The following is a 13,448-nucleotide window of genomic DNA, read 5'->3' as shown; positions in this document are numbered from 1 at the left end:
GGCCGGATAAGGCATTTATGCCGCCATCCGGCAAAAAGCTTACTCGTTGTAGTAATCCACATCCAACCGCTGACCATCAACAATGATATCGCGCCAGGCTTTGGGAGCTGAGTCTAACCGATGCCCGGCAATCGCGTGCAACAGTTGCGTCTTAGAAAACCCGTCCGGCAGTCGGGCGAACGCTTTCTGCGTCCATTTCCCCTCTTTTAAGCCGTAGACCTGGCTCTCGGCAACAATAAAGTTATACAGCACCTGCTCAGGCTGACCGTCGCCGTTAAGATCCTGACTCACCAGCACGCAGGCATCCGGTTCAAGGCAGGAATCGTCCGAATAACTCTGCTCTTTGACAAACGCCCAAAATGCGGCATCCGGCTTCTGGCTACCGGGCGCAATCATCACCACCCGCGCTAAATCGTCCGCCGTCGGAGAGACCTTATTTCTCTGCAAAAACGTCATCAGTTTACGATTGCGCTTTCTGTTCTGCGTAAACGCCTCGTCATCCCGCAACGATTTCAGCGCTTCCTGGCCAGGTTTGCCGCTGTGATCCAGCATATACAGGCTGATCTGATCCGCAGTAATTTTACCGCTATGGTAACGCGCCATATGGCTGTTGACGCTAATACGCCAGACATCAAGTACAGGCGAGGCCAGCAACAGCAATATCACCAGCGTTAACAAAGAGACGCTCAGTATCACCTTGCCTTGCCACTCACCAGGGTCGCGTCCGCGGCGTAACAGACCGATCAGATAACCGAAGGACCATACCAGCAAGACAGACACCGTCAGCGCGCCATACAGACGATCCGGCGTCCAGCCGTATTGCTGAATGCGTACCCATAACGCCCAGCCCGCCAGCAGCATATATATCGGGGCAACGCACAGCGAGGCGCTAATCATGCCGCGTAGTACGCGCGGATAGGGTAATACGCGCTTTTGCGGTTCGTTGACAATCGCCACGAGGAGCAGCAGCATCAGCGTCAGCGTGGATAGCAGCCCCGCAGCGGAAACACGCGCAGAAATCGCCTCCAGTCCGGTAAAGGGTAACGTCACAATAAACAGCAATGCCAGCAGCGACACCACCGGCAGTAAACCCGTCGCGATCAGCGTCAACAGCTTTTGCACCGCCGCCACAAGGCGCGACTGCGTGCGGGCGAGAATGACCGCCAGCGCCGTAATCAGGCCGATGGTCACATAAATAAAGGCTTCAGTTTCAAAGAAAAGGGTGCTGAAAAAGCGGATGCCCACCAGCCTGAATAGCGCGCTCCAGAGCAGAAGCACCAGCCAGAACAGTCCGTTGGCGACCAGGACGATAAACAATGTCAGTACGTTATGCCATAACCGCAGATAAAACTGGGGATAACGCGCCGAACCGGTTTGCGAATGTAACTGATATTGCATCCAGGGTAAGACCAGCATCGCCATCAACACAAGCCGGAGACCATACAGCCAGAGGAGCTCGGCCAGGCGCCATTTCTCCACCGTCTCAACCTGCCATTTCAGCCAGCCGCTCATTGCCAGCACGACCACAAAGGTCAGCCCCAGCCAGCCCCACAGCGCGCGCTGTTTAAAAGAGACCACGGTAAGCAATAGCATTGACGACAACGCTATCGTCGCAGGCATACCATAGAACAGCCAGTCGCTATTTTGTGGTACCAGCCAGGCCATCAGCAGGTAGCACAAGACGCCCTGCAGCAAACCGGTGAGCAACATACCCCAGCGAGTAGTACGTGAAAGCGCTACACTTTCCATGTCGTTATCCAGAATGATGAGAAAGCCGCATTATTGCACCATCTGTTCACCGCCAGGCGTCGTCATGCATAATTCAGAAAAAAACGCAGAGAGGTGAATCGATATTGTTCATGTTGGTGTTACGTAACTTTCTTACATGAATGCGATTACAGTCACATTATGTCGGTCAAAAACACTTCCTTTTAACGTTTTCAGAACATTTTCCACAACAAAAGTAGGTTTCCTGCCATAATAACCGCCGCTGCGTGACAGGAGTCACAGTGTTTTTCGTCAATCGTGATTTTGTCCAGATACGTAAATCTATGAGCCTTGTCGCGGTTAACCAACCTCAAAAAACCTTACTATTTTCGGTAATATATATTGGCTAAGGAGCAGTGATATGCGCGTTAACAATTTAACCCCGCAAGATCTCAAGGCTTATGGTATCAACGACGTCCAGGATATCGTTTACAATCCCAGCTACGACACCCTTTATCAGGAAGAACTTAATCCTGGTCTGGAAGGCTATGAGCGTGGCGTGTTAACTAACCTGGGCGCTGTTGCCGTTGATACCGGTATTTTTACCGGTCGTTCGCCTAAGGATAAGTATATTGTTCGCGACGACACCACGCGTGATACGCTGTGGTGGTCCGATAAGGGTAAAGGTAAAAACGATAATAAGCCGCTTTCCCAGGAAACCTGGCAACACCTGAAAGGTCTGGTGACGCATCAGCTTTCCGGTAAACGCTTATTCATTGTTGATGCGTTCTGCGGCGCAAATGCCGATACGCGTCTTTCCGTGCGCTTTATTACGGAAGTCGCCTGGCAGGCCCACTTCGTTAAAAATATGTTCATTCGCCCAACGGACGAAGAGCTGGTAGGCTTCAAACCTGACTTTATTGTCATGAACGGCGCGAAGTGCACCAACCCGCAGTGGAAAGAGCAAGGGCTGAACTCGGAAAACTTCGTGGCGTTCAACCTGACTGAACGTATTCAGCTTATTGGCGGCACCTGGTACGGCGGCGAAATGAAAAAAGGGATGTTCTCGGTAATGAACTACCTGCTGCCGCTCAAAGGTATCGCCTCAATGCACTGTTCCGCCAACGTGGGTGAAAAAGGCGATGTCGCGGTCTTCTTCGGCCTTTCCGGTACCGGAAAAACCACTCTGTCCACCGACCCGAAACGTCGTCTGATTGGCGATGATGAGCACGGTTGGGATGACGACGGCGTGTTCAACTTTGAAGGCGGCTGCTACGCCAAAACCATCAAACTGTCGAAAGAAGCGGAGCCAGAAATTTATCATGCGATTCGCCGTGATGCGCTACTGGAAAACGTCACCGTGCGCGAAGACGGCACCGTAGATTTCGACGATGGTTCCAAAACCGAAAACACCCGCGTCTCTTACCCGATCTATCATATCGATAACATCGTTAAGCCCGTATCCAAAGCAGGTCACGCCACCAAGGTTATCTTCCTGACGGCGGATGCTTTCGGCGTGTTGCCGCCGGTTTCCCGTTTAACCGCTAACCAGACGCAGTACCACTTCCTGTCGGGTTTCACCGCTAAACTGGCCGGCACCGAACGCGGCGTCACCGAACCGACCCCCACCTTCTCCGCCTGCTTCGGCGCCGCGTTCCTGACGCTGCACCCGACGCAGTATGCTGAGGTGCTGGTGAAACGTATGCAGGCAGCAGGCGCGCAGGCTTATCTGGTTAACACCGGCTGGAATGGCACCGGCAAACGTATCTCCATCAAAGATACGCGCGCGATTATCGACGCCATTCTGAACGGTTCTCTTGATAACGCGGAAACCTTCCGTCTGCCGCTGTTCGATCTGGCGATCCCGACTGAACTGCCAGGCGTGGATACCCACATTCTCGACCCGCGTAACACCTACGCGTCGCCGGAACAATGGCAGGAAAAAGCCACCGCGCTGGCGAAACTGTTCATTGAGAACTTCGAGAAGTATACGGATACCCCGGCAGGCGAAGCGCTGGTTAGCGCCGGACCGAAGCTGTAAGGAACAGGCCGGATGGCGGCTTTGAACGGCGTCATCCGGCGTTGAGAAGAAAGGGAGGGTAATACCTCCCTTTCTTATGCCTCTTTTGTCGTCCCCTGGACGCGAGCCACAGGAACCGGTAGCCAGGCGCGAATTGACAATCCGCCACGCTCGCTGGTGCCAATCTCCAGCATCCCGTTATGGTTATCGATAATGCGCTGCACAATCGCCAGCCCCAACCCTGTGCCGCTGGTGCTACGGGCGCTGTCGCCGCGTACAAAAGGCTGGAACAGATGTTTACGCTGCTCCGGCTTAATGCCCGGCCCGTCATCTTCTACCTGGAACCAGGCGCGATGCGACTCGGTGCCGCTGCTGACCTTAATCCAGCCGTTGCCATAGCGGGCAGCATTGACCACCATATTCGCCACCGCGCGCTTAATCGAGAGCGGGTGCATTTTCACCTGGATACTGCCTGCCTGAAGCGCAGTGTTAATCTCACGCTCATAGCCGCTTTCCGCCGCAATCACCTCGCCCAGTACGGAATTGAGATCCGCCATCTCCATTGGCATTTCCTGACCGGTACGCAGATAGTCAATAAACTGTTCGATAATGGCGTTACACTCTTCGATGTCTTTATTGATCGACTCCGCGAGATAACCGTCTTCCTCGCCCATCATCTCCGTCGCCAGACGAATACGGGTCAGCGGCGTGCGCAAGTCGTGGCTGACGCCCGCCATCAATAGCGTACGGTCATCGGCCAATTGCTTCACGCCGGCTGCCATATGGTTAAACGCCCGGGTCACAGAGCGCACCTCAGAGGCGCCATATTCACGCAGCGGCGGCGGAATAATTCCCTTCCCTACCTGCAAGGCGGCATGTTCAAGATCCACTAACGGTCGGTTCTGTATACGAATAAACAGCCACGCGCCGCCTATCGCCAGGAGCATGATCGCCAGCGTGTAACGGAAAAGCGGAGAAAAATCGCCCTGATGAATCTCGGTCAGCGGCACGCGCACCCAGATATTGGGCGACAGCCAGGTTTTGAGCCACACGACGGGCGAGCTTTTGTTGACCTCAACGCGCACTTCCGTCGGGCCGCCTAATTGCTGCGCCATCTGGTGGCTTAAGAATTCGTAGTGTTGCGCCCAACGCAACCCGGCCTCTTCGGCGGCTTCGTTGGTGTAGAGAGAGATCCCCAGCTCGCGATAGATTTCCCGGCGAAACGCAGGCGGCACGACTAACTGCGTGCCGTCCTCCAGTTGCAGCTTATCGGTCATCAGCATACGGACTTCGTAAGCCAGAACCTTATTAAACTGCTGGAGGCTCGGCAAAATCGCGAAGTTCAGCACCACCAGGTAGGTCGTCACCAGGCTGACGAACAGCAAGGTGACGATGAGCAACAGCGTGCGGGCAAATGAACTTCGCGGCGAGAAGCGCATTCGCCTCATGCTTTAGAACCGTCCGGTACGAAGACGTAGCCCAGGCCCCATACGGTCTGAATATAACGCGGATGTGCCGGATCTTCTTCCACCATACGGCGCAGGCGGGAGATCTGGACGTCGATGGAGCGTTCCATCGCGGAATACTCGCGGCCACGGGCCAGATTCATCAGCTTATCGCGAGAGAGCGGCTCGCGCGGATGGCTGACTAACGCTTTCAGTACCGCAAACTCCCCGCTGGTCAGCGGCATCGGTTCATCTTCACGGAACATCTCGCGCGTACCGAGGTTCAGTTTAAACTTACCGAACGCGATAACGGCCTCTTCCTGCGACGGCGCGCCGGGCAGTTCGTTTGCCTGACGACGTAACACGGCACGGATACGCGCCAACAGCTCGCGCGGGTTAAACGGTTTAGGAATGTAGTCATCGGCGCCGATTTCCAGCCCGACGATACGGTCAACTTCTTCACCCTTCGCCGTGACCATAATGATCGGCATTGGATTACTTTGACTACGCAGGCGACGACAAATCGACAGACCATCTTCACCTGGCAGCATTAAATCCAGTACCATGAGATGGAAAGATTCACGGGTCAGCAGACGATCCATCTGCTCGGCGTTAGCGACGCTTCGAACCTGGAAGCCCTGCTCGGTCAGATAACGTTCCAGTAGCGCCCGCAGACGCATATCGTCATCAACCACCAGAATCTTATAATTCTCTTGCATTGTCTGTACTCCCAAAGGTTCGCAACAAATGTAAGTGTGTATTCTTAAAAAAGCTCACGTGAGTCACCAGCAAATTCTGGTATGAATTTCAGGCTAAATTGTTACAAAGCATATTTAACAGCAGCTTAAATATACAATTAATCGGCAACCCCATTATTTATTCTGTCGGGACGATCACGTTATACCCCGTGTGCGCAATATCGACAGCAAAGGTAAATCAACGAGATGAAAACGCCCCTGATCACCCGCGAAGGGTACGAAACACTCAAACAAGAGCTCAATTATCTCTGGCGTGAAGAGCGCCCGGAGGTCACCAAAAAAGTGACCTGGGCTGCGAGTCTGGGCGACCGCAGCGAGAATGCCGACTATCAGTATAATAAAAAGCGCCTGCGTGAGATCGACAGACGCGTCAGATATCTGACCAAATGCATGGAAAATCTCAAAATCGTGGATTATTCCCCGCAGCAGGAGGGCAAAGTCTTCTTCGGCGCCTGGGTGGAAATTGAAAATGATGACGGCGATACGCTGAAGTTCCGCATTGTCGGCTACGATGAAATTTTCGGACGTAAGGATTACATCTCTATCGACTCGCCGATGGCGCGGGCGCTACTGAAAAAAGAAGTGGGCGATCTGGCGGTGGTCAACACCCCTGTCGGCGAAGCAAACTGGTACGTCAATGCGATCGAATACGTCAAATAAGACAAGAAGAATCCTAAGCCCCCGCTGATGGCTGGCATTTTTGCCAGCCAATCCGTATAACTATCCCCTGATTTTTATCCTGAAGACGAAGCTAACCCATGATGAATGATTCTTTCTGCCGCATTATTGCGGGTGAAATCCAGGCAAATGCCGGGCAGGTTGAAGCTGCCGTTCGCCTGCTTGACGAAGGGAACACCGTGCCGTTTATCGCACGTTATCGTAAAGAAATCACCGGCGGTCTGGATGACACGCAGTTGCGTAACCTGGAAACGCGTCTGGGCTATCTGCGTGAGCTGGAAGACAGGCGTCAGGCCATCCTCAAGTCCATTTCCGAACAAGGCAAACTGACCGATGAGCTGGCTGGCGCCATCAACGCTACGTTAAGTAAGACCGAGCTCGAAGACCTCTACCTGCCCTATAAACCTAAACGCCGCACCCGTGGACAAATCGCCATTGAAGCCGGCCTTGAGCCGCTGGCCGATCTGCTCTGGAACGAGCCGTCCCACGATCCTGACGTGGAAGCGGCAAAGTACATTGATGGCGACAAAGGCGTGGCGGACACGAAAGCCGCGCTCGACGGCGCACGCTACATTCTGATGGAGCGCTTTGCCGAAGACGCCGCATTGCTGGCGAAAGTGCGTGATTACCTGTGGAAGAACGCCCATCTGGTCGCCACAGTCGTGAGCGGCAAAGAGGAAGAAGGGGCAAAATTCCGCGACTATTTCGACCATCATGAGCCCATTGCTAACGTCCCGTCTCACCGTGCGCTGGCCATGTTCCGTGGTCGTAACGAAGGCATTCTGCAACTTTCGCTCAATGCCGACCCACAGTTTGATGAGCCGCCGAAAGAGAGCTACTGCGAGCAAATCATCATGGACCATCTCGGCCTGCGGCTAAATAACGCCCCGGCGGATAGCTGGCGCAAAGGCGTAGTGAGCTGGACGTGGCGTATCAAAGTCTTAATGCACCTCGAAACCGAACTGATGGGCACCGTGCGCGAACGTGCGGAAGATGAAGCGATTAACGTGTTTGCCCGTAACCTGCACGACCTGCTGATGGCAGCCCCCGCAGGCCTGCGCGCCACGATGGGCCTTGATCCTGGCCTGCGTACCGGCGTAAAAGTCGCTGTCGTTGACGGCACCGGCAAGCTGGTGGCGACGGATACCATTTATCCGCATACCGGTCAGGCGGCCAAAGCGGCTACCGTGATCGCCGCGCTGTGCGAAAAATACCATGTCGAACTGGTCGCGATTGGCAACGGTACGGCCTCGCGTGAAACCGAACGCTTCTATCTCGACGTACAGAAACAGTTCCCGAACGTGACGGCGCAAAAAGTGATCGTCAGCGAAGCGGGGGCGTCCGTGTATTCCGCTTCTGAGCTGGCGGCGCAGGAGTTTCCGGATCTCGACGTCTCCCTGCGCGGCGCGGTCTCTATCGCGCGTCGTCTACAGGATCCGCTGGCGGAACTGGTGAAAATCGATCCGAAATCGATCGGCGTCGGCCAATATCAACACGATGTCAGCCAGACCCAGTTGGCCCGTAAACTGGATGCGGTGGTCGAAGACTGCGTAAACGCCGTCGGCGTCGATTTGAATACCGCCTCCGTGCCGCTGCTGACCCGTGTCGCGGGCCTAACGCGCATGATGGCGCAAAACATCGTCGCCTGGCGTGATGAGAACGGTCAGTTCCAGAATCGCCAGCAACTGTTGAAGGTGAGCCGTCTGGGGCCGAAAGCGTTTGAACAGTGCGCGGGCTTCCTGCGTATTAACCACGGCGATAACCCGCTGGATGCCTCCACCGTCCACCCGGAAGCCTATCCGGTTGTCGAACGCATTCTGGCGGCGACGCAGCAAGCGCTAAAAGATCTGATGGGCAACAGCAACGAATTGCGTCACCTCAAGGCCGCTGATTTTACCGACGATAAATTCGGCGTGCCGACCGTGAGCGATATCATCAAAGAGCTGGAAAAACCGGGCCGCGACCCGCGTCCTGAATTTAAAACCGCGCAATTCGCCGATGGCGTCGAAACCATGAACGACCTGCTGCCGGGGATGATTCTGGAAGGGGCGGTCACTAACGTCACTAACTTCGGCGCGTTTGTCGATATCGGCGTTCATCAGGATGGCCTGGTCCACATCTCTTCCCTGTCGACTAAGTTCGTCGACGATCCACACACCGTGGTAAAAGCTGGCGACATCGTGAAGGTGAAAGTGCTGGAAGTGGATCTGCAACGTAAGCGTATTGCGCTGACGATGCGTCTGGACGAACAGCCCGGCGAAACCGCCGCTCGCCGCGGCGGCGGCGCCGATCGCGCTCAGGGCAACCGCCCGGCATCAAAAGCGGCGAAACCGCGCGGTCGTGACGCCCAGCCAGCCGGTAACAGCGCCATGATGGACGCGCTGGCAGCGGCAATGGGGAAAAAACGCTAATCGGGTAATACGCAGGCCGGGTTACTTCTTATCCGGCCTGCGATTTTGCAATACGTCCAACCCTTTCTTTTTTAATTAACAATTAAATCTTACCCATTAGAATCTGTTAATTAATTTCCTTCTGCTATCCGCACTATTAATTATCACTTTATTAACAGATGAAACCTTAATTAAACATTAAAAACGGTGAATATTTGCACATTAGAGGTATTTGCAAAAAGACAAATAAATGTTGAGCCATATCAACATCGGCGCAAATTATCGCTTATTTGTACATTCCGTCACATTTTAATCGTTGAAGATAGAAACCATTCTCATTATCATTGTGTTGTTGATTATTTACTCTTTCCTTCGTTGGCTAAACATCGGGTCTCCTGCCGCCCCCCTGAGCGCCGCATGAGGTATACATCCAGTTAGTAAGAAACAAGTAGGTCGTATGCAATTCACTCCTGACACTGCGTGGAAAATCACCGGCTTTGCGCGTGAAATCAGCCCGGCGTATCGTCAAAAACTGCTTTCGCTCGGCATGTTGCCCGGCTCTTCATTTAATGTTGTCCGCGTCGCGCCCTTAGGCGATCCGATCCATATCGAAACACGACGCGTGAGTCTGGTTTTGCGTAAAAAGGATTTGGCGTTAATAGAAGTGGAAGCGGTTTCCTGTTAATACAGTGAGTCTATAAAAATGAAAAAATTAACCATTGGTTTAATTGGTAATCCTAATTCCGGCAAGACCACCTTATTTAACCAACTCACCGGCGCGCGTCAGCGCGTGGGGAACTGGGCGGGCGTCACCGTCGAGCGTAAAGAGGGCCAGTTCGCGACAACTGACCACCAGGTCACGCTGGTAGATTTACCCGGCACCTATTCTCTGACGACCATCTCGTCACAAACCTCTCTCGACGAACAGATCGCCTGCCACTACATCCTGAGCGGCGACGCCGATCTGTTGATAAACGTTGTGGACGCCTCCAATCTGGAGCGCAACCTCTATTTGACGCTGCAACTGCTGGAGCTGGGTATTCCCTGTATTGTCGCGCTCAACATGCTGGATATCGCCGAAAAACAGCAGGTTCGTATTGATGTCGACGCTCTGTCCACGCGTCTGGGTTGCCCTGTCGTACCGCTGGTATCGACTCGCGGTCGCGGTATCGAGGCGCTGAAACTGGCCATTGACCGTCACAACGCTAACGACAACGTCGAACTGGTGCATTATGCCCAGCCGCTGCTGCGCGAAGCAGGTTTCCTGGCCGACGCGATGGCCCAGGAGATGCCTTTACAACAGCGCCGCTGGCTGGGTCTGCAAATGCTGGAGGGCGATATCTACAGCCGGGCCTACGCAGGCGAAGCGGCGCAAAACCTGGACACCTCCCTTGCCCGTCTGAAGGACGAAATGGACGACCCGGCGCTGCATATCGCCGACGCCCGTTATCAGTGTATCGCCGCTATTTGCGACGTGGTCAGCAATACCCTGACAGCCGAACCCAGCCGCTTCACCAGGGCGGTCGATAAAATTATTCTGAACCGCTTCCTCGGCTTACCGATTTTTTTGTTCGTGATGTACCTGATGTTCCTGCTCGCCATTAACATCGGCGGCGCGTTGCAACCCCTGTTTGATGCCGGTTCCGTCGCCATCTTTATTCATGGCATTCAATGGATTGGCTACACGTTGCACTTCCCGGATTGGTTAACCATCTTCCTGGCGCAAGGTCTTGGCGGCGGGATCAATACCGTCCTGCCGCTGGTGCCGCAAATCGGGATGATGTACCTGTTCCTCTCCTTCCTTGAAGACTCCGGTTATATGGCGCGCGCGGCCTTCGTCATGGATCGCCTGATGCAGGCGCTGGGACTACCGGGTAAATCCTTCGTGCCGCTGATTGTCGGCTTCGGCTGTAACGTACCTTCCGTGATGGGCGCCCGCACGCTTGACGCTCCGCGCGAACGCCTGATGACCATCATGATGGCGCCGTTTATGTCCTGTGGCGCGCGCCTGGCGATTTTCGCCGTCTTTGCCGCCGCCTTCTTCGGGCAAAACGGCGCGCTGGCGGTCTTCTCGCTGTACGTGCTGGGTATTGTCATGGCGGTATTAACCGGCCTGATGCTGAAGCATACCATTATGCGCGGCGAAGCTTCTCCGTTTGTGATGGAGCTGCCGGTTTACCACGTCCCGCATATCAAGAGCCTGATCATCCAGACCTGGCAACGCCTGAAAGGTTTTGTACTACGCGCCGGTAAAGTCATTATCATCGTGAGTATTTTCCTGAGCGCGTTTAACAGTTTCTCGCTGAGCGGCAAAATCGTCGATAACATTAATGACTCCGCCCTCGCCTCCGTAAGCCGCGTCATCACGCCAGTCTTTAAACCGATCGGCGTCCATGAGGATAACTGGCAAGCGACCGTAGGTCTGTTTACGGGCGCCATGGCGAAAGAGGTTGTCGTCGGTACGCTGAACACGCTCTACACCGCCGAAAATATTCAGGACGAAGCGTTTAATCCTGCCGACTTTCACCTCGGCGATGAACTGCTGGGCGCGGTTGACGATACCTGGCAAAGCCTGAAAGACACCTTTAGCCTGAGCGTACTGGCTAACCCGATCGAAGCGAGTAAAGGCGACGGCGAAATGGCGACCGGCGCGATGGGTGTGATGGATCAAAAATTCGGCAGCGCCGCGGCGGCGTACAGTTACCTGATTTTCGTCCTGCTTTACGTACCGTGTATCTCGGTAATGGGCGCGATCGCCCGCGAGTCCAGCCGCGGCTGGATGGGCTTCTCCATCCTGTGGGGGCTGAATATCGCCTATTCGCTCGCCACGCTGTTCTACCAGGTTACCAGCTTCAGTCAACACCCGACATACAGCCTGATCTGTATTCTGGCGGTAATCATCTTTAACGTTGTGGTGTTAAGCCTGTTGCGCCGCGCCCGCAGCCGTGTAGACATTGAACTGCTGGCAACCCGCAAAAACGTCAGTTCCTGTTGTTCGGGCACTGCGGGCAATTGTCACTAAGGGATGTAAAAAATGGCTTCATTGATACAGGTTCGCGATCTACTGGCGCTACGGGGGCGTATGGAAGCAACGCAGATCAGCCATACGCTGCACGCTCCGCAGCCCATGATCGACGCCATGCTGAATCAACTGGAGATCATGGGTAAAGCGGTACGTATCCCGGAAGAAGCGGACGGCTGCCTTTCAGGCAGCTGTAAAAGTTGTCCGGAAGGTAAAGCCTGCCTGCGCGAATGGTGGGCCTTGCGTTAGCCTTCGCCGGGTAGCGACGTAACGCGTCTTATCCGGCCTTTATCCCGCGTTATGTTGCCCGGTACGCGTCACGCTGCCGGGCAATTTTGCGTCATGCCTTCCACAAAGATGAAAGCGTTACCGCCGTGCGCATTTATCTCCCCATGCGCCTCGCAAGCGCACTAATCCTCTACTGCAATCAGCCCGGTCTGCGCGTAGTGTCACGCCATTGAACTTCACCGATGATGGATCGATATGGCGACCTCAACAACATCCACGCCGCATGACGCGGTATTCAAACAGTTTTTATGCCACCCCGATACTGCACGGGATTTTTTGGAAATTCATCTCCCGACGACATTACGTCAAATCTGTAATCTGAATACGTTACGGCTGGAGTCCGGTAGCTTTATTGAAGAGGATTTACGCCCCCATTATTCCGATATTCTTTGGTCGCTGGAAACAAGTGAAGGTGAAGGTTACATTTACGTGGTTATTGAACATCAGAGTACGCCGGACGCGCATATGGCATTTCGGCTGATGCGTTACGCAATGGCTGCAATGCAACGGCACCTGGAGGCCGGGCATAAGACGTTGCCGTTAGTGGTGCCAATGCTGTTTTATCACGGAAACCGCAGCCCGTATCCGTTCTCATTATGCTGGCTGGATGAATTTGCCGACCCGGTGATGGCGCGTAAGTTATACGCCACCGCCTTTCCTCTGGTCGATATTACGGTCGTGCCGGATGACGAGATTATGCGGCACCGACGGGTCGCGCTGCTGGAACTCATACAAAAACACATCCGCCAGCGTGATCTGATGGGGCTTGTCGAACAGCTGGTCGCCCTGCTGGTTAAGGGATACGCTAATGACACCCAGCTTCAAAGTTTGTTTAATTACATGATGCACACTGGCGACGTCGCGCGCTTCAATACGTTTATCCGCCAGGTGGCTATGCGTATCCCACAGCATAAGGAGAAGATCATGACTATCGCAGAAAGATTACGTCAGGAAGGGCATCGTAACGGGTTACAGAAAGGGCTACAGGAAGGCCAACGGCTCGCCGCATTGCGCATTGCCCGCTCCATGCTAAACGATGGTTTCGATCGCGATACCGTGCTTAGGGTTACCGGGCTGGCGCCTGCCGATCTGGCGTCTGAAAGCCATTAATCTGGCAGAATGGTCCGGGCCCGGCAACGC

Annotated in this window: 10 protein-coding genes; 7 read left to right on the top strand and 3 right to left on the bottom strand. The window is 54.4% G+C overall.

What is annotated here, in order from left to right; all coding sequences use genetic code 11:
- Window positions 1-39 precede the first annotated feature (39 nt).
- Window positions 40-1,749 carry a DUF4153 domain-containing protein gene (locus tag EOS98_RS01780; protein WP_023216666.1) on the bottom strand — a complete coding sequence of 570 codons (1,710 nt, stop codon included), beginning with the start codon at window positions 1,747-1,749 and terminating at the stop codon, window positions 40-42.
- 379 nt (window positions 1,750-2,128) lie between these two features.
- Here EOS98_RS01780 and pckA point away from each other — a divergent pair, with 379 nt between their 5' ends.
- A complete protein-coding gene (pckA, locus tag EOS98_RS01775; RefSeq protein WP_001265689.1) occupies window positions 2,129-3,748 on the top strand; it encodes a phosphoenolpyruvate carboxykinase (ATP) in 1,620 nt (539 codons plus the stop codon).
- Window positions 3,749-3,822: 74 nt separating this feature from the next.
- Here the strand turns inward: pckA and envZ are convergent, their stop codons facing one another.
- Together envZ and ompR are read right to left on the bottom strand one after the other, a co-directional pair.
- On the bottom strand, window positions 3,823-5,175 hold the full coding sequence (gene envZ / locus EOS98_RS01770; protein ID WP_001253818.1) for a two-component system sensor histidine kinase EnvZ: 1,353 nt from the start codon (window positions 5,173-5,175) through the stop codon (window positions 3,823-3,825).
- Window positions 5,172-5,891, bottom strand: coding sequence for a two-component system response regulator OmpR (gene ompR / locus EOS98_RS01765; protein WP_001157751.1), 720 nt, complete (start codon window positions 5,889-5,891; stop codon window positions 5,172-5,174). The genes envZ and ompR overlap by 4 nt, the downstream gene beginning before the upstream one ends.
- Before the next feature lie 225 nt (window positions 5,892-6,116).
- On the opposite strand from ompR, the gene greB reads away from it, so the two are divergent.
- The 6 genes from greB (at window position 6,117) to EOS98_RS01735 (ending at window position 13,418) form a co-directional block, all read left to right on the top strand.
- On the top strand, window positions 6,117-6,590 hold the full coding sequence (gene greB, locus EOS98_RS01760; protein WP_000856695.1) for a transcription elongation factor GreB: 474 nt from the start codon (window positions 6,117-6,119) through the stop codon (window positions 6,588-6,590).
- Between the two features lie 98 nt (window positions 6,591-6,688).
- The gene (locus EOS98_RS01755) at window positions 6,689-9,019 is read left to right on the top strand and encodes a Tex family protein (protein ID WP_000980662.1); all 2,331 of its coding nucleotides are present in this window, start codon (window positions 6,689-6,691) and stop codon (window positions 9,017-9,019) included.
- A gap of 436 nt (window positions 9,020-9,455) precedes the next feature.
- Window positions 9,456-9,683 (top strand): ferrous iron transporter A, encoded by a 228-nt coding sequence (gene feoA, locus EOS98_RS01750; protein ID WP_001160955.1) that lies wholly within the window; start codon window positions 9,456-9,458, stop codon window positions 9,681-9,683.
- Window positions 9,684-9,701: 18 nt separating this feature from the next.
- Window positions 9,702-12,020 (top strand): Fe(2+) transporter permease subunit FeoB, encoded by a 2,319-nt coding sequence (gene feoB, locus EOS98_RS01745; RefSeq protein ID WP_023216665.1) that lies wholly within the window; start codon window positions 9,702-9,704, stop codon window positions 12,018-12,020.
- Between the two features lie 12 nt (window positions 12,021-12,032).
- Window positions 12,033-12,269 (top strand): [Fe-S]-dependent transcriptional repressor FeoC, encoded by a 237-nt coding sequence (feoC, locus tag EOS98_RS01740; protein WP_000157587.1) that lies wholly within the window; start codon window positions 12,033-12,035, stop codon window positions 12,267-12,269.
- Between the two features lie 234 nt (window positions 12,270-12,503).
- Window positions 12,504-13,418: an Rpn family recombination-promoting nuclease/putative transposase gene (locus EOS98_RS01735; RefSeq protein ID WP_023206035.1), complete on the top strand. Its 915-nt coding sequence runs from the start codon at window positions 12,504-12,506 to the stop codon at window positions 13,416-13,418.
- Window positions 13,419-13,448: the final 30 nt, after the last annotated feature.

The sequence above is a fragment of the Salmonella sp. SSDFZ69 genome, from assembly GCF_004010755.1.
Taxonomy (GTDB): domain Bacteria; phylum Pseudomonadota; class Gammaproteobacteria; order Enterobacterales; family Enterobacteriaceae; genus Salmonella; species Salmonella enterica.
This window is presented reverse-complemented; position numbering and strand designations above follow the sequence as displayed.